31 protein-coding genes and 1 tRNA gene are annotated in these 25,338 nt (G+C 66.1%); 10 read left to right on the plus strand and 22 right to left on the minus strand.

The features are described from left to right. Window positions 1-61 precede the first annotated feature (61 nt). Both ACYQ2W_RS01325 and ACYQ2W_RS01330 read right to left on the minus strand, forming a co-directional pair. A complete protein-coding gene (locus ACYQ2W_RS01325) occupies window positions 62-577 on the minus strand; it encodes a hypothetical protein (RefSeq protein ID WP_459862641.1) in 516 nt (171 codons plus the stop codon). Between the two features lie 159 nt (window positions 578-736). Beyond that, window positions 737-811 (minus strand) — tRNA-Glu (locus ACYQ2W_RS01330). 149 nt (window positions 812-960) lie between these two features. Here ACYQ2W_RS01330 and pcnB point away from each other — a divergent pair. The 6 genes from pcnB to rbp all read left to right on the plus strand — a co-directional run bounded on the left by pcnB (window position 961) and on the right by rbp (window position 5,527). Continuing rightward, complete coding sequence (gene pcnB, locus ACYQ2W_RS01335) at window positions 961-2,256, plus strand: polynucleotide adenylyltransferase PcnB (RefSeq protein WP_459862643.1); 1,296 nt, start codon at window positions 961-963, stop codon at window positions 2,254-2,256. Window positions 2,257-2,279: 23 nt separating this feature from the next. Continuing rightward, window positions 2,280-2,780 (plus strand): 2-amino-4-hydroxy-6-hydroxymethyldihydropteridine diphosphokinase, encoded by a 501-nt coding sequence (gene folK / locus ACYQ2W_RS01340; RefSeq protein ID WP_459862645.1) that lies wholly within the window; start codon window positions 2,280-2,282, stop codon window positions 2,778-2,780. A 188-nt stretch (window positions 2,781-2,968) separates the two neighbouring features. After that, a complete protein-coding gene (gene panC / locus ACYQ2W_RS01345; protein ID WP_459862647.1) occupies window positions 2,969-3,820 on the plus strand; it encodes a pantoate--beta-alanine ligase in 852 nt (283 codons plus the stop codon). Window positions 3,821-4,149: 329 nt separating this feature from the next. After that, complete coding sequence (gene panD / locus ACYQ2W_RS01350; protein ID WP_459862649.1) at window positions 4,150-4,530, plus strand: aspartate 1-decarboxylase; 381 nt, start codon at window positions 4,150-4,152, stop codon at window positions 4,528-4,530. 180 nt (window positions 4,531-4,710) lie between these two features. Further along, window positions 4,711-5,160, plus strand: a complete 450-nt coding sequence (locus tag ACYQ2W_RS01355; protein ID WP_459862651.1) for a YaiI/YqxD family protein — start codon at window positions 4,711-4,713, stop codon at window positions 5,158-5,160. Between the two features lie 94 nt (window positions 5,161-5,254). Further along, on the plus strand, window positions 5,255-5,527 hold the full coding sequence (rbp, locus tag ACYQ2W_RS01360; RefSeq protein ID WP_459862653.1) for an RNA-binding regulator: 273 nt from the start codon (window positions 5,255-5,257) through the stop codon (window positions 5,525-5,527). A gap of 116 nt (window positions 5,528-5,643) precedes the next feature. Here rbp and ACYQ2W_RS01365 read toward each other — a convergent pair whose 3' ends face one another. Beyond that, entirely contained in the window at window positions 5,644-6,531 is an 888-nt protein-coding gene (locus ACYQ2W_RS01365; RefSeq protein ID WP_459862655.1) for a hypothetical protein, read from the minus strand. 59 nt (window positions 6,532-6,590) lie between these two features. Next, window positions 6,591-7,355 carry a helix-turn-helix domain-containing protein gene (locus ACYQ2W_RS01370; protein ID WP_459862657.1) on the minus strand — a complete coding sequence of 255 codons (765 nt, stop codon included), beginning with the start codon at window positions 7,353-7,355 and terminating at the stop codon, window positions 6,591-6,593. 443 nt (window positions 7,356-7,798) lie between these two features. Here ACYQ2W_RS01370 and ACYQ2W_RS01375 point away from each other — a divergent pair, with 443 nt between their 5' ends. Together ACYQ2W_RS01375 and ACYQ2W_RS01380 are read left to right on the plus strand one after the other, a co-directional pair. Further along, the gene (locus ACYQ2W_RS01375) at window positions 7,799-8,980 is read left to right on the plus strand and encodes a putative manganese transporter (RefSeq protein WP_459862659.1); all 1,182 of its coding nucleotides are present in this window, start codon (window positions 7,799-7,801) and stop codon (window positions 8,978-8,980) included. Window positions 8,981-8,993: 13 nt separating this feature from the next. Next, window positions 8,994-9,122, plus strand: coding sequence for a hypothetical protein (locus tag ACYQ2W_RS01380; protein WP_459862661.1), 129 nt, complete (start codon window positions 8,994-8,996; stop codon window positions 9,120-9,122). Window positions 9,123-9,175: 53 nt separating this feature from the next. Here the strand turns inward: ACYQ2W_RS01380 and ACYQ2W_RS01385 are convergent, their stop codons facing one another. The 18 genes from ACYQ2W_RS01385 to ACYQ2W_RS01470 all read right to left on the minus strand — a co-directional run bounded on the left by ACYQ2W_RS01385 (window position 9,176) and on the right by ACYQ2W_RS01470 (window position 24,162). Then, on the minus strand, window positions 9,176-10,372 hold the full coding sequence (locus ACYQ2W_RS01385) for a Bcr/CflA family multidrug efflux MFS transporter (RefSeq protein ID WP_459862663.1): 1,197 nt from the start codon (window positions 10,370-10,372) through the stop codon (window positions 9,176-9,178). 173 nt (window positions 10,373-10,545) lie between these two features. Continuing rightward, window positions 10,546-10,899, minus strand: a complete 354-nt coding sequence (locus tag ACYQ2W_RS01390) for an HMA2 domain-containing protein (protein WP_459862665.1) — start codon at window positions 10,897-10,899, stop codon at window positions 10,546-10,548. Further along, entirely contained in the window at window positions 10,896-13,016 is a 2,121-nt protein-coding gene (locus ACYQ2W_RS01395; RefSeq protein ID WP_459862667.1) for a heavy metal translocating P-type ATPase, read from the minus strand. The genes ACYQ2W_RS01390 and ACYQ2W_RS01395 overlap by 4 nt, the downstream gene beginning before the upstream one ends. A 230-nt stretch (window positions 13,017-13,246) precedes the next feature. Then, the gene (locus ACYQ2W_RS01400) at window positions 13,247-13,378 is read right to left on the minus strand and encodes a hypothetical protein (protein ID WP_459862669.1); all 132 of its coding nucleotides are present in this window, start codon (window positions 13,376-13,378) and stop codon (window positions 13,247-13,249) included. Beyond that, window positions 13,375-13,788, minus strand: a complete 414-nt coding sequence (locus ACYQ2W_RS01405) for a hypothetical protein (protein ID WP_459862671.1) — start codon at window positions 13,786-13,788, stop codon at window positions 13,375-13,377. The genes ACYQ2W_RS01400 and ACYQ2W_RS01405 overlap by 4 nt, the downstream gene beginning before the upstream one ends. 52 nt (window positions 13,789-13,840) lie before the next feature. Beyond that, window positions 13,841-14,083 (minus strand): carbon monoxide dehydrogenase, encoded by a 243-nt coding sequence (locus ACYQ2W_RS01410; protein WP_459862672.1) that lies wholly within the window; start codon window positions 14,081-14,083, stop codon window positions 13,841-13,843. Continuing rightward, a complete protein-coding gene (locus ACYQ2W_RS01415) occupies window positions 14,073-14,423 on the minus strand; it encodes a magnetosome protein MamC family protein (RefSeq protein ID WP_459862674.1) in 351 nt (116 codons plus the stop codon). The genes ACYQ2W_RS01410 and ACYQ2W_RS01415 overlap by 11 nt, the downstream gene beginning before the upstream one ends. Then, entirely contained in the window at window positions 14,416-14,832 is a 417-nt protein-coding gene (locus ACYQ2W_RS01420) for an SDR family oxidoreductase (protein WP_459862676.1), read from the minus strand. Before ACYQ2W_RS01420 ends, ACYQ2W_RS01415 begins: the two co-directional genes overlap by 8 nt. A 524-nt stretch (window positions 14,833-15,356) precedes the next feature. Then, a complete protein-coding gene (locus ACYQ2W_RS01425; protein WP_459862678.1) occupies window positions 15,357-15,716 on the minus strand; it encodes a hypothetical protein in 360 nt (119 codons plus the stop codon). 48 nt (window positions 15,717-15,764) lie between these two features. Then, complete coding sequence (locus ACYQ2W_RS01430) at window positions 15,765-16,013, minus strand: bacterioferritin-associated ferredoxin (protein ID WP_459862679.1); 249 nt, start codon at window positions 16,011-16,013, stop codon at window positions 15,765-15,767. Window positions 16,014-16,159: 146 nt separating this feature from the next. Then, window positions 16,160-16,675 carry a cupin domain-containing protein gene (locus ACYQ2W_RS01435; RefSeq protein ID WP_459862681.1) on the minus strand — a complete coding sequence of 172 codons (516 nt, stop codon included), beginning with the start codon at window positions 16,673-16,675 and terminating at the stop codon, window positions 16,160-16,162. A gap of 64 nt (window positions 16,676-16,739) precedes the next feature. Beyond that, window positions 16,740-17,912 (minus strand): cytochrome-c peroxidase, encoded by a 1,173-nt coding sequence (locus ACYQ2W_RS01440; protein ID WP_459862683.1) that lies wholly within the window; start codon window positions 17,910-17,912, stop codon window positions 16,740-16,742. Beyond that, entirely contained in the window at window positions 17,909-18,904 is a 996-nt protein-coding gene (locus ACYQ2W_RS01445; protein WP_459862685.1) for a sterol desaturase family protein, read from the minus strand. The genes ACYQ2W_RS01440 and ACYQ2W_RS01445 overlap by 4 nt, the downstream gene beginning before the upstream one ends. Further along, complete coding sequence (locus ACYQ2W_RS01450; RefSeq protein ID WP_459862687.1) at window positions 18,904-19,890, minus strand: imelysin family protein; 987 nt, start codon at window positions 19,888-19,890, stop codon at window positions 18,904-18,906. The genes ACYQ2W_RS01445 and ACYQ2W_RS01450 overlap by 1 nt, the downstream gene beginning before the upstream one ends. Then, window positions 19,887-21,275 (minus strand): di-heme oxidoredictase family protein, encoded by a 1,389-nt coding sequence (locus ACYQ2W_RS01455; protein ID WP_459862689.1) that lies wholly within the window; start codon window positions 21,273-21,275, stop codon window positions 19,887-19,889. Before ACYQ2W_RS01455 ends, ACYQ2W_RS01450 begins: the two co-directional genes overlap by 4 nt. Window positions 21,276-21,475: 200 nt before the next feature. Then, window positions 21,476-22,810 carry an imelysin family protein gene (locus ACYQ2W_RS01460; protein WP_459862691.1) on the minus strand — a complete coding sequence of 445 codons (1,335 nt, stop codon included), beginning with the start codon at window positions 22,808-22,810 and terminating at the stop codon, window positions 21,476-21,478. Window positions 22,811-22,872: 62 nt separating this feature from the next. Further along, complete coding sequence (locus ACYQ2W_RS01465; protein ID WP_459862693.1) at window positions 22,873-23,748, minus strand: FTR1 family iron permease; 876 nt, start codon at window positions 23,746-23,748, stop codon at window positions 22,873-22,875. Window positions 23,749-23,751: 3 nt separating this feature from the next. Beyond that, window positions 23,752-24,162 carry a cupredoxin domain-containing protein gene (locus ACYQ2W_RS01470; RefSeq protein WP_459862695.1) on the minus strand — a complete coding sequence of 137 codons (411 nt, stop codon included), beginning with the start codon at window positions 24,160-24,162 and terminating at the stop codon, window positions 23,752-23,754. A gap of 361 nt (window positions 24,163-24,523) precedes the next feature. Here ACYQ2W_RS01470 and ACYQ2W_RS01475 point away from each other — a divergent pair, with 361 nt between their 5' ends. Beyond that, window positions 24,524-24,904, plus strand: a complete 381-nt coding sequence (locus tag ACYQ2W_RS01475; protein WP_459862697.1) for a clan AA aspartic protease — start codon at window positions 24,524-24,526, stop codon at window positions 24,902-24,904. 117 nt (window positions 24,905-25,021) lie between these two features. Next, entirely contained in the window at window positions 25,022-25,237 is a 216-nt protein-coding gene (locus tag ACYQ2W_RS01480) for a type II toxin-antitoxin system HicB family antitoxin (protein WP_459862699.1), read from the plus strand. The last annotated feature ends 101 nt before the right edge of the window (window positions 25,238-25,338 follow it).

The raw sequence follows: 25,338 nt of genomic DNA on the forward strand, positions 1-25,338 counted from the left end.
GCTAGCGGCCGTCCCGCGGGGGATCGTCCCATCCGATCGGCTCCCGGGGCACCCTTCCCTGTCACCTGTCACCGTCTTTTTCCAACGCCTCGATCGTCCAACCGACGCCACCGATCGCAGCCTCCGGATGGTCGCGGTGAATCCGCCCCTCGATCTCCGGCACCCGCTCCATCGGCTGGTCCACCATCAGTACGATCTCGCCGTGGGCGATGGCGCCGCTCATCTGGCCGATGCGCGCGGTGGGCAGCCTGATGTCGAGCAAGCCGAGCACGAAGGTGGTGATCATCACCGCCACCATCGCGATCATCCAGCCGGCCGAGCCGTAGTAGGCGGCGAACAGCGCTGCGGTGAAGGCGCCCCAGAAGAGCACTTGGTTGGCGTTCCACGCCCACCGCTCCAGGCGGCGGACCCGGTCGCTCGCCTGGGCCGCGGTGGCGCGGGGCAGTTGGCCGAGGTCGATGTCCGGTCGTGCCACGGCGTGGATCCGTCGATGCTCCACGCCCGCCTGCTCCAGCTCCTGGACGGCCGTCTCGGCGTGGTGGTGGTCGGGGAAGAGAAAGAACATGCGTCGTATCATGGCCCTCACCTCTGGATAAAAGTTTACTGAAACGATAGGGTATTCAGACTCTAGTACAGACCGCCTGGAGGGCAAGCGGGAGAGAGGTGGGGAGGGGGAGCAAGGGGGAGGGAAAACGAAAAACGCGGGCCGGGGCCCGCGTTTTTCGTTTCGAGAATATGGCGTCCCGTAGGGGAATCGAACCCCTGTCAACGGCGTGAGAGGCCGCTATCCTGACCGCTAGACGAACGGGACGCTGATTGACGTTTCGGACCATGGCCCGCCGCGTCAGCGGGGTGTATTATACGCAGATGTTTGGATTGCTCAAGTCATTTACTCGCCGTCTGACCGCCGTCAGGGAAGATGCCCCCTCCGCCGTTTCCAGTCCCCCCGTGGAGGGCCCGTTGATCATTCCCCGCGCCGACCACTGCATCTCCCGGGCGAACATCAGCGAGAACGCCCTGAAGGTGCTCTACCGTCTGAGTCAGGCCGGTTTCGAGGCCTATCTGGTGGGCGGCGGGGTGCGCGACCTGCTGCTCGGGCGTGAACCGAAGGATTTCGACGTGGTGACCAACGCGCGGCCCGACGAGATCCGCGGCGTCTTCCGCAACTGCCGGCTGATCGGCCGCCGTTTCCGTCTCGCCCACATCCACTTCGGTCGCGAGATCATCGAGACCGCCACCTTCCGCCGCCTTCACGAGGAGGAGGAGGGGGAGGGCGATCGGGTGGTGGAGAACGGCCAGATCCTGCGCGACAACGTCTACGGCGACAGCCTGGAAGAGGATGCGCTGCGCCGCGACTTCACCATCAACGCGCTCTATTACGACATCCGCGACTTCTCGGTGGTGGACTTCGCCGGCGGCATGGCCGATATCGAGGCGGGCCACCTGCGCCTGATGGGCGATCCGGAACACCGCTACAAGGAGGACCCGGTGCGCATGCTGCGGGCGGTGCGCTTTGCGGTGAAGCTCGGTTTCCGCATCGAAGAGCAGACCGAGCGGCCGCTGTTCGAGCTGGGCCACCTGCTGGAGGGGATCCCCTCCGCGCGACTCTACGAGGAGGTGCTGAAGCTGCTCCATGGCGGCCTGGCCCTGGAGAGCTTCGAGATGCTGCGCCACTACGGGCTGTTCGGTCACCTCTTTCCGGAGGTGGAGGCGGTGCTCGCCGAGGAGGACGAAGGGTTTCCCCATACCTTTATAATGAAGGCGCTGGAGAACACCGATCGGCGGGTCGCCGAGGACCGGCCGGTGGCCCCCTTCTTCCTCTTCGCCGCGCTGCTGTGGGAGCCGGTGCGGCGGCTTACCGAGGAGAACGTGGCCGCCGGCATGCCGGACATCCCGGCGCTCCACGCCGCCTCCTCCGAGGTGCTCGACAACCAGCGCGCGGTGGTGGCGATCCCCAAGCGGATGAAGCTGCCGATCCTCGATATCTGGTTCATGCAGCCGCGTTTCCGCCAGCGGGGCGGCGGTCGCCCTTACAAACTGCTGGAGCACCCGAAGTTCCGCGCCGGCTATGACTTCCTGCTGCTGCGCGGCGAGTCGGGGGAAGAGGTGGACGACCTCCCCGAGTGGTGGACCCGCTTCCAGGAGGTGGAAGGAGGTGAGCGTCGCGAGATGACCGCGGCGGCCGTCGGCGGCGAGAAGCGTCCCCGTTCCCGCCGCCGCCGCCGTCGCGCGAAAAAGCCCGCGACGGAGGGGTGAGTGAGCTTGCTCCATCTGGTGCGATGGACGCTGTACTGACCTTCATCGGCATGGGTGGCAATCTGGGCGACGTTCCCGCCCGCTTCGAGCGGGCCTTTCAGGCCCTAGACGCCTTGCCCGGCAGCCGTCTGGCCGGCCGCTCCGCCCTCTATCGCAATGCGCCCCTCGGTCCTCCCGGCCAGCCCGACTACATCAACGCGGTGGCCGCCCTCGAGACCCTCCTCGAACCTCACGCACTGCTCCTCGAACTTCAGCGGATCGAAGCGGTCGAGGGGCGGGTGCGGGAGACCCGCTGGGGGCCCCGCACCCTCGACCTGGACCTGCTGCTCTACGGTGACCGGCGGATCGACGACCCGCAGCTCACCGTCCCCCACCGCGGGCTGCCTGAACGGGCGTTTGTCCTGTATCCGCTGCGGGATGTCGCCCCGGAGCTGGTGATCCCCGGCCTGGGCGCGCTGCAACGACTGATCGAGCGCTGTCCATCATGGCGGATCGAGCGGCTGGAGGGGGGTGGCAATGGATGATCACGAGTTTCGCGACATCGTGGTGGAAGGCCCTGTCGGCGTGGGCAAGACCTCCCGGCCGAGCGGGGGATCGAGAGCGTCTTCCTGAGCCGACGTTTCCGTGACGAGAACGGCGGTGCGCACTTCCCTTTCTCCTTTCACCTTTTGCCTTTAACCTTCCCCCCTTTATCCATCTCTGGAGACGTTGCGTGAAAACCGTCCACACGGTCGACGAACTGCGGGAGCAGGTGGGCGCATGGAGACGCGAAGGCGCGCGGGTGGCGCTGGTGCCGACCATGGGCAACCTGCACGCCGGCCATATCGCGCTGGTGACGCGGGCCCGCGAGCTGGCCGACCGGGTGGTGGCGAGCATCTTCGTCAATCCGACCCAATTCGGTGAAGGGGAGGACTTCGAGGCCTATCCGCGCACCCTGGCGACCGACCGGACGAAGCTGACCGAGGCCGGTCTCGACCTGCTGTTCGCCCCGTCGGAAAGCGAGGTCTACCCCGACGGACGGGCTGCGCTCGCCACGGTATCCGTGCCGGGGATCTCCGAGATCCTTTGTGGTGCCTCGCGCCCCGGACACTTCACCGGGGTTGCCACGGTAGTCGCCAAACTCTTCAACATGGTGCTGCCGGACGTGGCGCTGTTCGGTGAGAAGGACTTTCAGCAACTGATGGTGCTGCGGCGCATGGCGCGGGACCTCGACTTTCCGGTGGAGATCGTCGGCCACCCCATCGTGCGCGAGGCCGACGGCCTCGCCATGAGCTCGCGCAACGGCTACCTCAGCGCCGGGGAGCGGGTTATCGCTCCCGAGCTGCAACGCACCTTGCGCGCTGCCGCCGAGCGCCTGTTGGCAGGGGAGGAGACATACGCCGCCATCGCCACCGAAGCGGAGCGGCGGCTGGTCGTCGCCGGTTTCCGCCCCGATTATTTCGAGGTCCGCCGCGCCGCGGACCTGGGCCGGCCGGCCGCCGACGAGCGCGAACTGGTGATCCTCGCCGCCGCCCACCTCGGCCGCGCCCGCCTCATCGACAACGTGGTAGTGCGGCGCCCGTGAGGTGCTCGCTGCGGCGCCGAACCCATAGCGATTGGTTGGCGTTGCGGCGTTCTCGCCGGTAGGAGCGGCCCTTAGGCCGCGATGATTCGGAGTCCTGGTTTTCCGTAGTTCGCGGAGGTTGGTGGATAGGGCGCCATCGTGGCCTAAGGGCCGCTCCTACAAGGAGAGGTGCGGCGCCGATGATGTTTATCCAGGTATCGCCTGGAAATTCCTGTTTCCGATTAAGTAGTTATACTTAGTGGTATGTTGAAGTACGGCGAGAAATCGTCGATAATCCCCACCCTTGCGGATCCGGAAGCGGCCCGATCGGCCGAGGAGAGATGTTCGTCATGCAGGTAACCATGCTCAAGTGCAAGCTCCATCGTGGGCGGGTCACCCACTCCGAGCTGGATTACGAGGGCTCCTGCGCCATCGACGCCGAGTTGATGGAGCTGGCGGGTATCCACGAGTACGAGCAGATCCAGATCTACAACGTCACCAACGGCGAGCGCTTCACCACCTACGCGATCCGCGCCGAGGCCGGCTCACGCGTCATTTCGGTCAACGGCGCCGCCGCCCACAAGGCCGACCCCGGCGACATCGTCATCATCGCCGCCTACGCCGTGATCAATCAGCAGGAACTCGCCTCCTTCAAGCCCTCGCTGGTCTACCTCGACGAAGAGAATCGGGTCACCCATACCAGCCACTCCATCCCCGTCCAGGCCGCCTGAGCCGTATCGAAACTTTCCGCTCTCGCAGATTTGCAAAATCCGTAAAAACGCGCTTTTGTTTTTCACGAATTGCGTGCTAGGCTTCCTTCACATCGGCCGTCCTGCTTTCTATTTTCGAATGGGGCACGCGGTGCTTCATCGAAGTTCTGAGCGGGGCGGCTTTGCTGTTTTGGGGGTGTGATGCGGATCTGGGTTGACGCCGACGCCTGTCCCGGCGCGGTCAAGGAGATCCTCTTCCGGGCGGCCCAGCGGGTGGGAGTCGAACTCATCCTGGTGGCCAATCAACCGCTGCGCACCCCGCCGTCGAAGCTGATCAAGGCGGTCCAGGTGGCCCCCGGCTTCGACGTGGCGGACAACCACATCGTCAAACATGTGGCGGCGGGTGATCTGGTGGTCACCGCCGATATCCCGCTGGCTGCCGAGGTGATCGACCAGGGCGGCGACGCGCTCAACCCGCGGGGTGAGCGCTATACCAGGGAGAACATCCGCCAACGTCTGACCATGCGGGATTTCATGGATCAGATGCGCGCCTCCGGCGTGATGACCGGCGGACCCCCACCTTTGGGGCCGAGGGATCGAAAGGCCTTCGCCGACGAGCTGGACCGGCTCCTGGCGAAGGCGATGAATTAGCCGCATGTCCGGCTTTTCGTCGGCGAGTAATTTGTAGGTTGGTTACTCGCCGGTGCTATTACGAACAACCTGCGGCATCACTAGAGAAGCGACTATGAATATTTATGTTGGGAATCTGCCTTACAGCGTGACCGAGGATGACCTGCGTAACGCCTTCGAAGCCTATGGCTCCGTCTCCAGCGCCGCCGTCATCAGCGACAAGTTCTCCGGGCAGTCCAAGGGATTCGGGTTCGTCGAAATGCCCGACAAGGGCGAGGCTGAGGCCGCCATCGAGGCGCTCAACGGCGCCGATATGAAGGGTCGTGGCTTACGCGTCAACGAGGCCCGTCCCCGCGAGCCGAGACCTCCGCGCGGTCCGCGCTACTAAGCGCAAACCTGACGAGAGAGAACGGCCGCCGATCCCTTAGGGGATCGGCGGCCGTTTTTTATTTTGTGATGGTGGACTGGTGTGGGCCGAAGGCTTCTTTTTGGCGGTGTTGTTGACTAGCTGTCCTGGTGGCTCCCGCGTTTGTTATTGCCGTTATCGTTGGAAGGTTTTCTGATTTTTGAAATGCCGTCGAAAATAACCTGAATTAATTCAACTACCAACTTTCCTAAAGGGTATGGGTTTCTGCCTGAAAATACGCCGGCGGCCAGCATTGCCAAAGGTAGAATCCACATCATTCCGGCGACTATAGGTCCATTGCCTTCGAGTGACGCCATCGAGTTGTCGTAGATGCCAAAAAGAACGATACACAATAGTACAAAGACTCCCCAAAGAAGGGTTTTTGAGCTGGGAGGCCAATCAGATTCATGCCCAGATATTTTCGTATTGTTTGGTTGGGAGCGTTCGCTTGTTTTAGGCGAATGTTCTTGTTTCTCGGTTTCGCCGTTTTTTTCAATAGTGTTGTCGTATTTTTTCTGGATAATGTTTGTGTCCGGGGTGCTTTCGGTGGATTGTTCGTTGGCTTGAGCTTCGATTCGATCTGCGTTCTCATTTTCTAATTCGCCATATTTTTCTCGGAATATCATCTCTTCGCGTTTGCCTGTAACGACTCGCTGAAGGGCGTACATACGGTCCCGCTTGGCGCGAATTTGAGCTCTTAATTTTTCTAAATCCTTTGGGTCATTTATTTCAAGTGTTGAGATAAAATCAATTCGTCCGCTCGTCGGCTGGCTCTCTGGATGTCTTTTTTGATCGGATATTCTATCTGCGATTCTAGCTAGTTCACGTGCTAAATTCTCATGGACTCGCTGAATATTGACGTATTCCGTTTGGAGGCGATCAAACTCCGTTTCAGCCGCCTCTGCTTCCATAGAGGTGGCCGCCACTCCCGCTGATTTGTCACCCCCGTCTCGGTACATCGGAGTAAGCTCCAGGGTTTGTTCCAACTAGGTTTTTCTAGCTGAAAAATTATTTTCATGACAATGAGTTGTGTTTGTTTGTGTATCTATAGCTGGATTTCTTTGGCTCGCAGCCGAAACCCATGAATGCATCGCCCGGTGATTAGGGGGACTATTACAGCGCTCGCGAAAGGCTCCTCATGATTGCCATTCTTTTTGGGATACGGATATACGACTTGGGTTATTCGGTTGAATCGTAAGTAACGTATGTTTGCGCTATTGCTATTCCATTTGACCAAATACCAGCCGTCGATGATGTCCGTTCCATTCTTCTGGTTTTCTGGATATCCGATCTCAAATATGAGAACCGTTCCTCTTTTAAATCCCGCCAAGTTCTCCGAGGCCAACGCTATAAGAGATGATCGGTCTGCGCCAACGGAATCACATAACTTGTCAATTTCTAGATGTTGATCGTATGTGTTGATGTCAACATATGATGCACCCAATACCTGGTAGGAAAGTGATATGGCATGGGATGCATCGTCGTCATGAGATTTGTGTTGGCCTTGAGGGCTTGGGGGTGTCTCCGGCACTGGTGGTGCTTCGGTGATGGAGGTCCTCCCGATATTTCTTTCCGGAGCCGCTTCTCCCGTAATCAAATAGTGCAGGTCCGACTGGGGAAATCGGCTGTGCAGCGCAGCCAGCCGCTTTACGTCCATGGCTGCAGATGCCGAACTTTCCCAACGAACTACCGAGCTTCTCGATGTGCCGATTACTGAGCCAAACTCCTCTTGGTCGAGTTCGGCTCGTTCTCGGATAGCTCTCAGTCGGGCCCCCCAATCCGATAGTGGATCTCGTGCGTCTATAGACACGTGGATGCCCTACTGCTGAATAAAAAGACATTATTGGTACTTGGCGGTGTCGCAATTTTGAGTCAGTCCGGCCATTTTCAATTCATCGTTATCCATTTTTAACACACGCTTTGTCAGTCAAGCAACTATCGTGATGCGGATAATCCTGATGAATGGTCCGTAAATAGGCCGAAAAACATGTATTAATAATCACTATTGTCGCCTAATTGACTAAATTTACGGAACAAATATCGGGCTGTCGGTGTGTCAATTTTGATTCATTATGGGCTGGTTTATTTTGACGATTGTTGAATGTCCTAGGTGGCGGATTTTTTTGATGCGTTTTCGACGATCGTCAGAAGCTATTGATATGATCTGATTAATTCATTTTACGCAATGTCTCTGCGGGCCTAAGGTTCTCTCCAAGGGGGACTCCGTTCCCCAGCGCAGTGGAGGAACGTCCCATGAGCACGGCCATTCTCTCGGTTCGTCGCAGATTCGACCGGATCGGTATGCCGTTCGATCCCGCCCGTGCCGGGCAGGCGTTGGCGGTGGTCGCGCTGGCCTCGGTGGTGGCGTTCGACCCCGAGGTGGGGCAGATCGCGGTCCGCGCGGTGAGCGACGCCTATCTCCAGGTGAGCGTCTTCGTTGCCGCCACCCTTGCCCTCTTTTACGCCGCCGAGCGCTGGTTCCAGGTCGATACCGCCGCCTGGATGGAGGCGCACCGCCGCTGGCAGGTGCCGGCGGCGGCGCTGCTCGGGGCGTTGCCCGGCTGCGGCGGGGCGGTGGTGGTGACCACTCAGTACGTGCGCGGGCAGGTGGGTTTCGGCGCCATGGTGGCGGTGCTTACCGCCACCATGGGCGACGCCGCCTTCCTGCTGATCGCCCGTGAGCCGCTCACCGCGGTGGGGGTGATCTCCCTCGGCCTGGTGATCGGCATCGTCAGCGGCTACGTGGTGGAGGCGTTGCACGGGCCCGGTTTCATGCGTCAACCCCTCTCCGCTGAGTCCGGGGCGAACTGCGCGGTGGCCTCCAGGCCGGCCAGCCGACTCCTCGGGCCGTGGGTGGCGTTGATGGTCCCCGGTGCGGTGCTCGGGATGGCGTTGGCCTTCCAGGTGGACGTGGACGGCTGGATCGATCGCCGGTTCTCCTTCGCTGCCGGCTTGCAGCCGACCCTCTGGTTCGGCTTTCTCGGCGGCCTGCTCTCGTTGGCGATGTGGGCGCGCCAGCCGGCGGGGGGCGAAGGGTGTGCCGTTGCCGACGATCCGGCGATCGCATCGAAGGTGGCGGCGGACACCAACTTCGTCACCGTCTGGGTGGTGGCGGCCTACCTCCTTTTCGAATTGAGCGTCCACTTCAGCGGGGTGGACTTCGGCCAGCTGTTCAAGGTGTGGGCGCCGGCGATGCCGTTGATGGGCGTGGTGGCCGGCCTGATCCCCGGCTGCGGGCCGCAGATCGTGGTCACCTCCCTCTACCTCGCGGGCGCCGTGCCGCTCTCGACCCAGTTGGGCAACGCCATCAGCAACGACGGCGACGCGCTCTTCCCGGCGCTGGCCATCGCCCCGCGGGCGGCGATGATGGCGACCCTCTACAGCTCCATTCCCGCCCTGATGGTGGGGTACGGGTGGTACTGGATCTTCGAGTGATGGAGGGACGGCGATGCCCGGGATGGTGAATCTACACCGGGCGGGCCCCGCCGATCTGGAGGCGATCAACCGGGTGGTGGAGGGGGCGGTGATGAGCTGGCAGCTGCCGGAGCGGGTAAAGCGGCTGTCGCTGCCCAGTTAGCGCTACCACGTCTATGACTCCGTGACTATCCGCACCGCTTCTGGTTGCCCACTCTACCTTCGCAGGCCGGCGGAAATGCGTGAGAGCACGGTGCAGAGGGCGGCGAAGGCGGCGAGGATCAGGGCCATGGGTAGCGCGCTGTCGGCGTCGCTGGCGCCCATGGCGGCGGAGGCGATGGCGCCCAGGGCGAACTGGAGGGCGCCGATCAGGGCCGCGGCGGAGCCGGCGTTGGCGGCGTAGGGGGCCATGGTCAGGGCCATGTTGTTGGGCAGTACGAAACCCACCGCCGCGACGTAGAAAAAGAGCGGGACGATCAGCCCGGCAAGGCTGCTGCTTCCCGATGCGGCGAAGGCGGCGACCATCAGGCCGAAGGCCAGCTGGAAGTGGGCGCCCCAGCGCAACAGCCGTTCCATGCCGAAGCGGCCGATCAGCCGACGATTGACCTGGGCGGCGATCACCATGCCCAGGGCACAGCTGCCGAAAATCAGGCCGTAGGTCTGGGGCGAGACCCCCATCAGTTCGATCAGCACGAACGGCGAGCCGGAGATGTAGGCGAACAGCCCGGCCATGCCGGCGCCGCCGGTGAGTGCCGGAACGAGGAAGTACGGATCGCCGAGCAGCCGCCGGTAGGTGGCCAGGGCGCCCAGCGGGGTGATCGTGCCCCGGGGCTTGCGCACCCCGGTCTCGGGGAGGCGAAACAAGGTGGCCAGGGCGACCGCCGCGCCGCAGCCGCCCAGCGTCCAGAAGATCGAGGCCCACCCCAGATGGATCAGCAGCTGCCCGCCGGCCAACGGCGCCAGCATCGGGGCGAGGCCGGTGACCAGCATCAGCGCCGAGAACATCCGCGCCGCGTCGTCGGCCTCGAACAGGTCGCGGACGATGGCCCGCGCCACCACCACTCCGGCGCAGGCCCCCAGTCCCTGGACGAAGCGGGCGGTGGCCAGCAGCCCCACCGTGGGGGCCACCGCGCAGGCCACGGAGGCGAGGACGAACAGCACCAGACCGCCGTAGAGCGGCGGCTTGCGCCCGAGGGAGTCGGCCAGCGGACCGTACAGCAGCTGGCCGAGGGCGAAGGCGACGAAGAACGCCGAGAGGGTCCACTGCACACCGGCGGCGTCGGCCCCGAGGGCCTCGCCGATGGCCGGGAAGGCGGGCAGGTACATGTCGATCGAGAGCGGCGCGAAGGCGGTCAAGGTACCGAGGATGACCGTCAGTTCGAGCCGCCGGGCGGGCGAGGCGGAGTGGTACATGGCGAGGTGATCGGTGGGTAAGGGACGGGAAAGAATAAATTACCCCAAATTGCGCCGGATCGTGGTTCGTCTTCACGGCGCGGCAAGGGGCGCATAGCCCGGCTATGTAGCCCCCGTTCGCGTCGGCGCAGTAGCGCCGACCTCCGCACCGTCGCGAGGGCCGGGGGCACTCGTCAGAGCAGGGCGCCGACCAGGGTCTGTACCGAGCGTTGGGCGACGGTCTGCGCCAGGGCGCCGACCAGGGCGCGGGTGAACACCCCTCCGCCCGGCGCGCTCTCCGTCCCCCGGTAACGGCCGGGGCCGACGCAACCGGCCTGTTGCAGAATCTCCAGCAGCCGCGGCTGGCCGAGTTTCGCCGGGTCGTAGTGGACGGTGATGCTGGTGGCCCGCCGGTTGAAGGTGACCTCGCGGACCCCCTCCAGGTCGTTGAGGCGGCGTAGCGCCTCCAGGGCGTGGTCGCCGGGACAGCGCAGCTGGTTCGATTTGATGCGCAGGCGTCCCGGCACATGGTGGATGTAGTGGTTCATGACGGGGTCTCCTCAGGGATGGCATCCGGGACGGAGGTTGTCGCCGGTTCGGCCCCGCGCAGCGCGCGCAGCAGGATGCCGATGGTGGTGCCGTTGTGCAGCAGGGCGCTGGCCACCGGCGAGAGCACGCCGAAGATGGCCCCGGCAAGGATCGCGCTGTTGACCCCCACTGCCACGTTGAAGTTGCTGCGGATCAGCGCCATGGTGCGACGGGCGACGCGATGGGCGTCGGCCACCGCGTGCAGGCGGTCGTCGAGCAGCACGATGTCGGCGGTGGCCCGCGCGATGTCGGCGCCCCGCGGCATGCTCATGCCCACCTCGGCGGCGGCCAGCGCCGGGCCGTCGTTGACCCCGTCGCCGATGAAGGCGACCTTGCGCCCGCCACGTTGCAGCGCTTCGATCACGCCGGCCTTCTCCTCCGGGCGCATCTCGGCGTGGACCTCGTCGAGGCCCAGCTCGGCGGCCAGCGCCTCGGCCTTCGGGCGGCGGTCGCCGGTGATCATGATCAGCCGTTCGATACCCTGTTCGCGCAGTTGCCGGAGGGCCGCCGCGGCCTCCTCGCGCAGGGTGTCGCGCAGCGCCACCAGCCCCACCGGGCCGGCCTCGTTGCCGACGTAGAGCAGCGCCTTGCCCGCCGCCTCCAGCCGCTCGATCAGCGCCCGGTGGGGGGCGAAGTCGATCCCTTCGTGCTCCTCCAGATAGTGGCGGCTGCCGATCACCACCCGCCCGCCGGCCACCTCGGCGGTCATCCCGTGGGCCACCAGATAGTCCACCTCGCCGTGGCTGATGTGCTGCAGGTCGCGTTCGCGGGCCGCCTCCACCACCGCGCGGGCCACCGGGTGGCTGGCGTGCTCCTCCACCGAGGCGACCAGCGCGAGCAGCGCCTCGGCGGTGCAGCCCTCCTCCCCGTTGAGCACTTCGACATCGGTGACCAGCAGCTCGCTGTGGGTGAGGGTGCCGGTCTTGTCGAAGACCACCGTGTCCACCGCGGCGAGCTGCTCGATGGCGCCGCCGCCCTTCATCAGCACGCCGTGGGTGGCGGCATGGTGGATCCCCGACTTGAAGGCCACCGGGGTGCCCAGCTTGAGGGCGCAGGAGTAGTCCACCAGGAACACCGACTCCAGCCGGGTGAGATCGCGGGTCAGGGCGTAGACCAGCCCGCCGGTGACCAGGGTGAAGTAGACCCGCCGGTCGGCCAGTTCGTCGGCCAGCCGCTGGGTATCGGAGCGTCGCCCGAGGGAGTCGCGGATGAAGCGGGCGACCCGCGCGGTGGTGGTCTCCTCGCCGACCCGCGTGGCGCGCACCCGCAGCCGTCCCTCCACCAGCACGGAGCCGGCCACCACCCGCTTCGGCGCCTCCTTGCGCACCGGCAGCTCCTCGCCGGTGACCGCCGCCTGGTTGACCAGGGCGAGGCCCTCCACCACCCGGCCGTCCACCGGCACGGTCTCGCCGACGCCGACGACGACGATCTCCTCCTCGCGAACCTGATCGCCGGGGATCTGCACCAGCTCGCCGTCGCGCTCCACCCAGGCGGTGGCCGGGTCCGGTTGCAGCAGCTTGCGCAGCAGCCGGTCGGAGTGGTGCTCGGTGCGCCGCTCCAGGTACTCGCCGAGGGAGAGCAGCAGGTCGGTGAGGTTGGCGGTATAGACCTCGCCGCGGGCGGCGGCCAGCCCTACCGCGAGGGCGTCGAGCACCTCCATTTTGATCCCGCGGGTGATCAGGGTGTCGGCGCCTTTCGCCAGGGTCGAGCCGACGTTGATGAAGGTCAGCAGCCGCTGCATCGGCGGGGTGAGGATGGGGAGGGTGGCGAGGCTGGCGACGGTGGTGACCATCGGCGCCAGCTCCGCCTCGCGGGGATCGGCGGAGGGGCCCGCGGCAGGCTCGCGGGTGAACGACTCCAGGCGCCGCAGCACCGCCGCGCGGGCCTCCTCGCCGCCGTCGTATTCGACGATCAGCGAGCGGGAGCGGCGGTTGGTGTGGACGTTCTCCACCGCGCCGAGGCCCTCCATCCACGACTCCAGGTGAACGGGGTCGAACGCCGGCTCGGCGAGCAGCGGCAACTTGATGCGCAGCCGTCCCGGCAACTGGTGGGCGAGGTGGTAGTCGGCGACGGCCATCGGGTCCTCAAGCGTTGGAAAATTTCGATTCAGGACGCGTCGATGGCGACTCGCGCCATCGACGGCGCCTTAGAGGGGGTTCGGTAAATTGCGGTCGTTCGACACGCCGGCCGCGGGCCGCCCCATAGGGCGCGCCGCGCGCGCCGCGGTGATCGAGGCTCGCACCGTTGGTGGTTCCTTCCGGCCTGTTGGCGAAGTGCCTTCGTTCGGCACGGCGGTCACGGGCTGCCCTATGGCGGGTGCCGCTCTCCCAGCCCGAGCCGGCGGCCGAGCCAGTAGAACAGCACCAACCCGGAGAGCACCCCCACCAACAGCCGGTCGCGCTTGGCGCGGTGCTCCTCGTCGTGGCGGCGCTCGCTCACTTTTCGCTCTCGGCGGCACGGATCTCCGCCTCGGCGTCGCGGAAGCGCTCCTTCATCTCCTCCACGCCGCCCTGGACCATTGACCACGCCTTCACCGCGCCGTGGATGGTGGCGCGCTGGACGCCCTCGTTGGTCAGCAGATAGGTGGCTGCGGCGCCGATCAACAACCCCTTGAGGAAGCGGTCGTTGGTGAAGCCGAGCAGCGACGACGCGCCGGAGGGCGTGCTGCTGCCGGCCTGGCCGGCGGTACCGACGCCGTAGCCGCCGTAACCGCTGGCGCCGCTAATCGGTGCCGCCGCGTAGTAGTAGCCACCCTGACTCTGGCCGTAGGGGTAGACGGCCTGGTCCTGGCCGTGGGACACGCCCCCCTGCATCGGGGTGCCGTAAGGGTTCTGGTAGTGTTCGTTCATCGCTCTGATCCTGGAATTGAAGGAAGACTCATGCTTGGTCGCGGACCGTCCATCACGCGGGGGTGCCGTCCGTGACGTCGGCGGCGCGCCCCTTGGCGGGGCTTTTCGGGGGCTTCCCGTCGTCGCCGTTCGAATCGGCCGGCAGCGACGGAGAGGTCGCCATCGGCGCGGAGCGGCCGCGGAGCAGGCGGGCCACCGCCAGCACCACGGCAGCGCCGACCACCACGCCGCCGATCCCCTCCACCCACTTCTTGGTCACGCCGTGACGCTGGCGCTGCGGGCCGCTAAGACTCATCGCCGCCGCCCTCCATCCGCCGGCCGAGGCCGTACATCACCGCGGTGCCGGCGGCGAACATCATCCCCAGGCGCACCACTCCCTGCTCGGCCACCACCCCGGCGGCGGCGCCGCCGACCGCACTGGCCACCGCGGTGGCCAGTGCGGTGCGGGCGGTATCGATCACCGCCTGACCGGCCTCGACGCGTTCGGCGCGCAGCGCGCGGAGGTTGCTGGCGGCCGCTGCGGCACCGCCGACCACCGCGCCGAGGGTGGCCAGCCGGACCAGGGTGGAGCACTGGTTCTCCTCCGACGGATAGGTCGGCGCGGCGGGATAGGTATAAAAGGCGATCTCACTCATCGGTGGCCTCCCCGGGGGGCGCGCTGGCCGTGGCCAGATTCTGTTTCACCTTGTCGACGCCGCTCTGGGCCGCCTGTTTGGCCTTGGCGCCGGTCTTGAACAGTGCCTGCTGGACCGAGTCGTTGGTCAGCAGCAGCACCGCGGCGGCGCCGACCAGTGCCCCCTTCCAGGAGTCGTGGTCGTCCAGGTCGAGCATCCGGGTGAGTCCCGCCAGGCCGCTGCCGCCGCCGGCGATCTCCTCGACCAGTTCGGCCATGCCCGGACCGCGCGGGCCACCGCCCTGGCCCGCCATGCCGGGGTGTCCGGCCATCTGCGGGTGCCCCGTCGTGGGGTGGCCCGTCTGCATACCCATCGGTGGAAAGGGCATCTGCGGATGAAACTGCGGATGAAACATCTGGGGCTGGAACATTTGGGGATGTCCCATTTGGGGCTGTCCCATTGGGGGGTGCCCCATTGGAGGTTGGACCATCTGGGGTTGGACCATCTGGGGTTGGACCATCTGGGGTTGGCTCATGTGCGGGCCGGGCATGCCGTAGCCGTACCCCGCTCCCGCGGTATTGCCGGGGAAGGGCGTATGCGGTTGGACGGCCTGGCCGTCGGCGGCTACGGCGGAAAAACCGTTGGCCGACTGCGGGCCACCGGAGGCGCCCCCTCCGGGGCCACCCTCACCGGCGCTGCCGCCGGCGGGCTGTCCCTGGCCGGCCCCGTAGGCAGGCCAGGGGGCGGACGGGTTCCGTGCCGTGTCGAAACCCGTGTTGGCGGCCGGCTCCTGGCCCGGGTGTCGTTGCTCGGTCATGGTGGATGCTCCTGATTGGGAGAAGGAAGGGAGGAAAACGGATGGGCGGTGCGCCGGTCAGCGCGGCAGCCTGTCGGACTTAGGATGAATCGGCCGCGAAAGCGGGATGATGGCCCCACTTCCGCAGCTCGATCCCCCTAAGCCCGACCTAGGAGCGAACGGGCGGTCGCCTTGGCGTCGCGGTCGTCCCCCTCGATCAGCCGGTTCCAACTCTCCGGCGGCACTTGGCGGGGGTCGTATTCGATTACCACCGAGGCGGCCGCCGGATTGAACCGCACGTCGAGGATGCCGGGGAGCCGCCCGAGCCAGCCCTCCGGCGAGGCGCCGTTGAAGCGCGGCAGCAGCCGCACCAGGCCGAAACCGAGGCGCAGGCGGATGCGCCCCGGTACGTGGTGCAGCGGGGTCAGTTCGCGGCGCAGCTCCAGTAGGGTCTCGATCGTCGTGGCGTCATCGCCGGAGAGGGGAGAGGGGGTTGCAAGGCATGCGGGATCGGACATCGTTCTGGTCAACCGTCGGTGTGGGAGAGGCCGGCTGGCGGGAGGAGGTCAGGCGGCGGCGCTGGTCGGCATCGGTGCCGAGGTTCGGGTTGCTACTTGGGCCGGGACCTGGGCCGGGACCTGGGCCGGGATTTGCGCCGTCGCCTCGTCCAGTACCCCCTTGGCGCAGCGGCCGCAGCGGCCGCACTGCGAGCAGACCCCGAGGGTCTGGTTCAGCTGGCGCATCGAGCGGCTACCCTGGCGAACCGCCTCATGGATGTGGCGGTCGGTGACTCCCTTGCAAAGACAGACGTACATGGCACACCTCGTTGAATCCTGTATGGGCCTACCTTATTCGTAAATGAGAATGATTGTCAATAGTGTTTTGTTTCCGAATTCGGGGTCTGGGATGGGGCGCTTTCCGATATCCATGTGTGGCGTTTCGGCGAAGTGCCCCCGTTCGGCTATTCCCCGTCCCAGTACCCGCGGGCATCCTCCTCACGCCCAAAATATCCGAACCTGCGGGCTTCGCCTCCGGGGTCCGTCCATTCGTTGATGAAGCCGAATTTCCCCGAGTCGGGATACTCGCAGAGCTCGGGCAGTTGAGCGGTGCTCACCGCGAGGTACCTCAACTCTTCGGTTCCCGTGTTGGTGATCTGGTGGGCCGCCTCCCGGCCGCCCGGCGGGCAGGCGATCACGTCGCCGCTGCGCACCGGGTAACGCGCCTCGCCGATGCGCAACTCCCCGCTCCCCTGCAGGATGAAGAACATCTCCTCGTTCACGTGGTGGTTGTGGCGGGGAAACGCGCGTTTCCCCGGCGGCACCGCGGTGAGGTTGTAGCCGAGCTTGCGGGCGCCGATGCGCGAGCCGATCGGTCCGATGCGGGCGTCGAAACGCTCCGCCGCGGGTCCCGAAGGGGCGAAGGTCGCGGGGCGCGGATTCAGTTCGACTTCGTCGATGTTGATGAACGGCTTGGTCATGGCTCCTCTCCTGTCGTTGTGGTGAACGCACAGCATGGCATGGGAGGCCTTCCGCCGGTGTCGTTCAGCGCGCCGCGACACGTTTCTCCTGCGCGCGGAGCAGCGGCTCGTAACGCTGGTCGGTGAGCGTCTTCAGGAAGGCGACCAGGGCGTCGATCTTGCGTTCGGTCAGCGCCTGTCCCTTCAGCTCCTCCCTGGCGACGGTGGCCGGTACTTCGGGATCGCGCCACGGTTTGCCGCTCTCCGGATTGAGCCCCCGTTCGGGGTTGTTGTAGTGGTCGTAGAAGGCCACCACCGTGCGCAGGTCGCGGAAGACGCCGTTGTGCATGTAGGGACCGGTGACCGCCACGTTGCGCAGGGTGGGATTCTTGAAGCGGCCGTCGTATTGCGGGTCGTCCACCGCCAGGTTCTCCAGCAGGCCGTGGTCGACGTAGTCCGCCGGCAACTGGCCGAGGGCCAGCAGGGCCGGGTTGGCGGGGACGCCGATGTTGCGGTACTGGTGGTTGGTGAAGGGTTCCTGCGGGGCGTCTTCGCGCTTCTGTTTGTGGCAGGTGGCGCAGTTGACGTTGTCGTTGGAGAAGAACAGGGTGCGGCCCAGGTCTTCGAGCACGGTCAGTTCGTATTCGCCTTTGAGGAAGCGGTCGTATTTGCTGTCGTAGGTCGAGAAGGCGTCGGTCCGCTCGAATGCCTGGATCGCCTGGCCGAAGGCGGCGTAGGCCGGTGGTGTGGCGTCGGGGTTCGGCGGGAGGTCGAAGATCCCTTCGCCGTAGAGGCGGGTGAAGGCCTCCGTGTAGAGGGGGTTGGCCTTCAGGCGTTCTACCGCCTCCGCGGCGTTCGGCAACGCCATCTCCAGGGGATTGAGCGGCGGCCCGATGGCCTGGTCGGCCAGGGTTGCGGCGCGGCCGTCGAGGAACTGGCCGCCGACGTATTCGCCGAGCTTCTCGTCGAAGTGGAATTTCGGCGAGGTGGCGGCGTAGGCCGCCGTCGGCGCGTTGCGGTTGCCGGTGGAGTGGCCGTCGTCGCCGAGGGAGACCACGCCGCCGTCCACCTTGCGGCGCTGGTCGCTGAAGCCGCTCTGCGGGTCGTGGCAGGTGGCGCAGGCCATGCTGCGGTTGATGGAGAACGCCGGGTCGAAGAAGAGCAGCCGGCCCAGCTGCGCCTCCGAGAGGGGCGTGGCGGCTGCGGCCGGGCCGGCGAAGAGGGCCGCCGTGAGGAGTGGAACGATCGATCGCTTCATGGCTGTTCTCCGGTTTTCAGCCGCAGGTTTCGCGGATGGGTGCAGATTTTCGAAGGTTCCGATCTGCGTCCATCGGCGAGATCTGCGGTTCGTTTGCGCTGAATGGTTGCGTGGATTTCGACAAAGGGGTGGAGGAGGAGCTTGATCACCCCGCCGTCACGCGGCCAGCTTCCGGCTCCGAGTCCGCAGCGGGGCGCTCCCGCCACTTCGTGGGGATGCCGGAGCGTGCCGAACAGCCAGTCCCACAGGGCGAGGACGCTGCCGAAATTGCGCTGCAGGTGGCGCGGGTCGTGGTGGATCTGGTGCTGGGCGGGGGAGATCAGCAGGTGTTCCAGCCAGCGGCCGTAGCCGAGGTGGATATGGCTGTGGCGCAAGTTGCTGGTGAAGGCGGAGAGGGCGACGACGAACAGGTTGCTGCCGAAGATCGTATACAGATCGAGGCGGGCGCCGAAGCCGAAGATGAAGCCGCCGGTAATGAGGCCGGCGACCAGCGCGTGGCGCAGGGCGAACAGGCCGTTCTCCAGCGGGTGCAGGCGGTAGAAGGTGAGCGGGTTGAGCGCCTCGGCGCTGTGGTGGACCTTGTGGAAGGCCCACAGCCAGCGGTTGTGGTGCATCCAGCGGTGCAGCCAGTAGCGGCTGAGGTCGCCGGCGACGAACAGCGCCACGGTGTAGGCGAGCACGATGTGGCGGTAGCGCCACGGCAGGAACGGCGGCTCGGCGATGGTGTTGAGCTGCTCCAGGGTCCACAGCGCGACGCTCTGCGCGGAGAGCAGCAGGGGCGCGATCAGCAGGCCCTTGATCAGCCAGTTGACCAGGAAGTAACGCAGGTCGAGCCGGGCGTCCGCGCTCCAGAAATAGGCCTTCAGCCGCGCGGCGCCGATCGGCTCGCGCCGGAGCAGCGTGAGCACCAGGGCGATCAGCGCGGCGGCCAGCAGGTAGGCCCAGAAGATCCGCTCGCGTCCGTCGGTCAGCAGTTGCAGCGGAGTCGGCATCAGTCGCCGTCCGCGTCGATGATCGCGGCGGTGACCCCGAGGCGGCCGACCAGTTGGCGGTAGAACGCCTTCTGCATGTCCAGCAGCCCCTGGAAGATCGGGATCATCTCGCGGGTGCCGAAGTGGTGATCCGGCGGTGTGTCGCGGTAGGCCTGTTCCGTTGCCCGCAGCGCCGCCTGGATCGTGGCGAGCCCTGCGTCGGCCTGCTGGCGGTGGGCGATGGTGGCGAGGTTGGGCTGTCGGTCTTCGGCGAGGAGCTGGCGGTGGGTGGCGATGATCGCGCCGATGGCCGCCCACGACGCCTCGCTGTAGGGGTACTGCTGGTGGTGCGGTTCGGGTTTGCCGAGGGTCTGCTTGGTCAGGCCGCTGATCTGGGCGATGCGCCAGTCCCGCGTCTTGTAGAGGTTCTCGATCTCGGCGTTGATCAGCAGGGAGAGGGCCTTTTTCGGGTCTTCCAGGTAGTCGGCGCGGTGCGCCCGGTAACCGTCGCGGATGCGCGTGAGGTTGCGGCAGACGGTGGCGGCGATCACCTCCGCCAGCGCCTCGCGCCGGGGGGACCAGGGGCCGCTGAACAGCACGTCGTCGAGCGCGCCGATGGTCTTGTAGGAGTTTTTGTAGAGGGCGCGGGCGGGCGGCGCGTCGCCCTCGATCAGGCGCGCCAGGGTTGCGTGGACGTCCTCCTTGCCCAGGTGGAAGTAGTCGACCATCAGCGGGTAGTCCATGGCGTCCATGTCGTAGCCGCCGAGGATGTAGCTGGCCTCGACGCGGGCCCATGCTTGGGCCAGCGCCACGAAGGCGTCGTGGCGCCGCTCGGCGGAGGGCTCGCCCAGCCGCTGTTGCAGGTCGGTGCAGCGCTCCACGGCGCGGTCGGCGTTGGCCTGCAGGACGTCGTCGTAGATCGCCACGTAGGGGTCCCGCCCGGCCGCGGCGGCGGTCTGGAAGGCGCCGATCAGGCAGGTGAGGGCGAGGATGAAGAACGGTTTCATAGTTGCTCCAGGAAATGTAGAAGCGACGCGCGCTGCGCCCGTTCGAGTTCGGTGAATCGCCGTTGCGAGGCCGCCGCCTCGCCGCCGTGCCAGAGGATCGCCTCCTCCGGTGTCGCGGCGCGGGCGTCGTGCAGGAGGCGTTCGCCGGCGCGTAGCCGGCCGCCGAGTCCCCACAGGGGGGCGGTGCGGTATTCGCGTTCGCTGGCGAGGAACTCCGGGCGCCCGTCCTTCAGGTCCTCGCCCATGTCGTGGAGCAGGAGATCGCTGTAGGGGTGGAAGGCGACGTCCTCGTCGGTGGTCAGGGTCTCGCGGTGGCAGCCGGTGCAGCCCAGTTCCCCGAACAGCGTCTTTCCCGCGGCTGCCCGCGCATCCAGCCGCACGGGTTGCGGTGCCTTGTGGCCGCTGACGTAGGCGGCGATGGCGTGCAGGCGCAGCTCGGGGAGGTCGAGGTCGCCCTGCGGCGTTGCCCGGCCGCGCGGCGCGCGCAGGCAGTCGGCCTGCGCCGGCTGGCACTGCTCCCGCGGGTAGAGCGGGTTGGTCAGGCCGATGTCGTGGGCCGCGGCGTTGGCGGTCTGGCCGACCACGGTGGCCTCGCTCGCCTTCCAGTTGTAGCGCCCCAGGGTGGTGGATTGCCCATCGGGCGGGCCGAGCCGGTTGGGGCGCCCGCTGATCCCGTCGCCGTCTTCGTCCTGCGGGTCGGCCCAGGCGAGGATCTCGCGGTCGGGAACCCGTTCGATCAACCCCAGGCCAATCAGGGCCGGCGGCTGGCGTAGGGAGAGGGTGGTCCCCTCGGCCAGCGGGCCGTAGGCCAGCCGTTCCAGAACGGGTTGCAAGGTCGTCAGGGTCACCCGCTCGCCGTCGGGATAGGTGAAGGGGCGCTCCTCGATGCGCAGCCGGGGCAGCGCCTCGGGCTGCACCTTGAGGTTGCCGTTGATGGCGATCTGCACCCCGTAGACCGGGTCCGGCACGCTGTCGTGGAACGGGGTCTCGACGTTGTCGATTCCGCCGCGTTGGGCGTGGCGCGCCGGTTGGGTGAGCTTGAACACCAGGGTGCGCAGCGGCTGGTCGTGTTCATCGAGGGTCTGGCCGCCGCCGTTGTCGACATGGCAACTGGCGCAGGTGTTGGCGTTGAAGTGGGGGCCCAGTCCGTCCCGCGCGGTGGTCGCGCTGGGGGCCTCGACCCAGGGGATGGAGAAGAAGGAGCGGCCGAGGATGAAGCGGTCGTAGGCCGCGTCGTCCATCGCGATCGGCTGGGCGAAGGGGCGGGGACCGGCGGCGTCGGTGAACCAGGTGGACGGTTCGTCGGCGGCGGCGTGGCTCAACACGAGCCAGGCGAGGGCGCCGCATAACCACGTCTTGTGGGAACCGGGGTGGATGCGTTTCATCGGGTGCCTTGCTGGGGTAGGGTGCGCGCCCGTTGCCGGGGGCGTCCGTGGCCTCGCGGGCGAAGCGGGAACGGGGACCTTCTCGCAACGGTGGTGGATCGTGATGTATCGGGCGGGCCGTGCCCGCCGCGGCGCCGAACCCCGGTATACGGGCCGGTGCCGGCGGAGAGGCCGCGGCGGGCACGGCCCGCCCTATAACGCTACCCGCCGACCCGGGTCTCCTCGGGATCGGTCACATCGTCGGTGGTCAGCGAGATGCCGTAGGCCTCGGCCACCGCGATCATCCGGTCGCCCAGTTTGCGCAGCCGGTTCTTGAGGCTGACGATGTTCTGCACGCTCGCCTCGTTCTCCGGGTGGATCTGGTAGTCGAAGTGCATCTTGGTGGTCGCCAGCTCGTTGACCCGGGCGATGCGCGTTTCGATGTCGGCCATCAGCGCCTTCAGCTTCTCCTGCTCGGCGGCGGGCAGCCGGTCGAAGAAGGAGGGGCCCACCTTCTTGCCGTGGTATTCACCCAGCAGGACGTTCTTGATGCCCTGGTAGTTGAGCGCAATGTCGCGGTGGGTGTTGTCGGAGAAGCAGGAGTGCTCGTCCTCTTCGCTGGGGGTGAGCACCGCCACGGCGATGCGCTCGTTGGCCAGCTCCGACTTCGCGAACACGCCCATGCCGGCGAAGATCTGCTTGAGGGCCTGAACGTGGGGGATGTTCTTGTCCTGCTCGGCGCCTTTGAGCTGCTCCAGCAGGGCGGCGCGGTAGAGGCCGTGGGTGCCGTCGACCTTGTCGTCCCAGGCGCTGCTGACCACCGCCAGGTCATCGACCAGTTTGTCCGCCGCGGCGACCAGGTACTGGAGACGGCGCTCGGCCAGCTTGTCGCGGGTGAAGTCGGAGAGCGGGCGCTCGCCGGCGGTCAGCGGGCCGTGGGTGACCTTGTCGTCGAGCAGGTTGGCGTAGTCCTGGTCCTGGCCCCAGAGCAGGAACTCGATGGCGTGGAAGCCGCTGCTGACGTTGGCCTCGCCGCCGTTCTCGTTGAGCGCGCCGAGCGCCGCGGGGGTGATGGTGGTGACGTCCACCGGCTGCGGGTTCTCGCCGCCCGGGGTGAACGTTCCCTTGGTGTCGATGATGTTGCCGTGGGTGCGCCGGTAGTGGGCGTCGATGGTGTAGTCGATCAGGTTCTCGTCGAGGGGCCAGGCGTTGATCTCCCCCTCATGGGCGCCGTAGGCCTCCGCTACCCAGCCCTCCTCGGCGTCGATCGGCCCGTTGGCGAGGCGGAAGATCTCGGTGGTGCCGTAGCTTTCGCGGGAGGCGAGCCACGCCGCCTTGGCGGCCTTCAGGGTCTCCGCGCTCGGCTTCGCGGCCAGCGCATGCACCGCCGATTGCAGCGCCTGCGCGTCCTGCAGGGCATCGCGGTAGTTGGCGCCGGCGATCTCGGCGTAGGTGGTCAGGGCCGCTGCCGGGGTGGCCTGAGGCGCTGCGGCCATGCCGTTCGACGAGAGGGTCAGCGCGATGCCGGCGACGAGGGGCTTGAGGGTCATTCTCATCAATGTCAGCTCCCGATGGGGTTGGGTTGAAAGGGGATTGAAGGGGGAGGGGGCGTGCGCGCTCAGTTGCCTTCCGCGGCTGCCTGCACCATCGCCGCCCGCCGCTCCTGCAAGTGGCCCTGCCAGCGGAACAGCAGCAGCACCGTCACCCAGTAGCTGCCGAGCACCAGCAGGTCCCAGCCGATGGGCTGCGAGCGGTAGGCGAACAGCGAGGCCAGCAGATTGCCGAACACGGAGCCGTCGCTGAGCAGCGGCGAGGTGTCCCAGGCGGTGGCGTAGATCCAGCCGGGCAGGTCCACCACCGCCAGCGGGCCGTTCAGCAGCTTCTCCGAGGCGCTCAGCAGCAGCGCCGAGCCGAGGAACAGCAGCAGGATTTCGGTGATCCGGAAGAACCATTTCCAGGAGACGAAGCGGTTGCCCAGCTGGAGCAGGTAGAACAGCACCAGGGCGAGGGCGAGACCGATACCGGCGGCGGCAAAGAAGCCCAGGTAGGCGGTCAGCGAGTCGAGCTGGATGAACGAGCCGTAGAGGAACATCACCGTCTCCGAGCCCTCGCGGCCGACGGCGATGGCGACCAGGAAGAAGGCGCCCCACCAGCTGGCGGTGCGCGCGCTGCGCTCCAGCGCGCCCTCCATCTCGCGCTTGATGGTGCGCCCGTGGGTGCGCATCCACATCACCATCTGAACGATCAGCGCGCTGGCGAAGGTGAGCAGGAAGATCTCGAAGTGGTCTCGTGCCGCGCCGCCGAGGAAGTGGGTGACGCCGACCAGGGTCAGCGCCAGCACGGTGGCCAGCCCCAGTCCGGCCACCACGCCCGCCAGGATCCAGCGCTTGCCCGTGCGCTCGTCCTCGCGGCCGCTCATCCAGGCGTAGAGGATGCCGATGATCAGCAGCGCCTCGACGCTCTCCCGGCAGACGACGAAGATGACCTGACCCATGGGCTACTCCTTCGCCTTGGCGACGATTTTTCCGTGCACGGCCGGCGCGAAGTCGTCGAAGTAGTCGTAGCTGCCGGCATCCAGCGGGGTGATCACCAAGGTCGCCTCGGCGCCCATGAACAGCACCTTCTCCTGGCGCAACTGGTTGCTCTCGAACTCCGCCGGCTTGTCGCCGACGTTGCGCACCACCAGGCGGAACTTGGTCTTCGCCGGGACGACCAGTTCCGCCGGCAGCAGCGCGCCGTCCTTCATCTCGATCAGATAGGTGGGGAGGCGGGTGTAGCGCGGGTCGTCGAACGTGCGGCTGAAGCCGTCGGCGCCCGTCGGCTGGCCGGCAGCGGCCGCTTCGGCGCCCGCCTGGGGCGACGTCAGCAGGCAAAGCAGGGAGAGGAACAACACGCGGGTCGAATTCATCATGCGGATACTCGGTTTCGGGTGGGGAGGCGACGGCACTGCCGGCTCCGCCGGAGGTGTGCGCTTATATGCAAATGCGAATTAATACTATTTGCGTCTAATATCCCGGTTCGATTGGCGCTTGTCAAGGGGGAGCGGAGTGGCGAGGGGGGGCCGTAGGTTTGCTCGGCAACCCACACAGGGTTGCTGCCATCAGAACCTCAAGGAGATGGCGCGCAAGGAGGGAATCCCCGTACCGGTACGCCTCTTGTCGTCGCACACCCTACCTGACGTTCACTCTTCGGGTTTCTGCTGTTTGGCGATGTCGCCCCGGCTGGGATAGGCTTCGCCGTATCCATCCACTAACCGGATATGGGCCACCATGGGTTACGTCCACGCCACCATCGAGCTGAAAAACCCGAGATTGCCGGAATTGAAGTCGCTGCTCGTGAAGGCAATGGTGGATACCGGTGCCTTGACACTCTGCATCCCCGAGCATGTCGCCGCCCAGCTGAAGCTCGAAGAGAACTCCAAGCGCGAGGTCACCTCCGCCGACGGCCGCAGCCATCTCGTCTCCTACGTCGGTCCGGTCGAGGTGGTCTTCGAAAACCGCTCCTGTTTCGCCGGCGCCCTGGTGATGGGCGATGAGGTCCTCCTGGGTGCCGTCCCCATGGAGGACATGGACCTCCTGGTGTCGCCGGCCCATCGCAAGCTGGTCGTCAACCCGGACAGCCCGAATTTCCCCCACGCCCTGGTCAAGTGAGGCGGAGGTTCCGCTCCGGAGAACCAAACGGGATACCGGCTCCGCCGCCCAGCCGATCAATGCGCGCTGGAATCAGCAGATCCGAGCGACAAACGCTCTTTTTCGGAGATCGAAACCATGCACAACGAGTTCACCGCAATTATCGAGCAGGATGGCGACGGCTTCATCTCCTACAGCCCGGAGATGCCTGGCGCGAATGGCCAAGGTCGGACGGTCGAGGAGGCAAAACGGAGCTTGGTCGAGGCGATCGCCTTGATTCTTGAAGATCGACGGGAAGATGGGCTTCGAGGCGTGCCTGAGGATGCCATCCGGGATCGGATTGCGGTGGCGTGAAGCGTTCAGCTCTCCTTCGGCACCTCAGACGATATGGTTGCACTCTGAAAAGGGAGGGAAGCAGTCATTTCGCTATGGATGAATCCAGCCACGGGAGTCGT

This window comes from Endothiovibrio diazotrophicus (assembly GCF_054657215.1).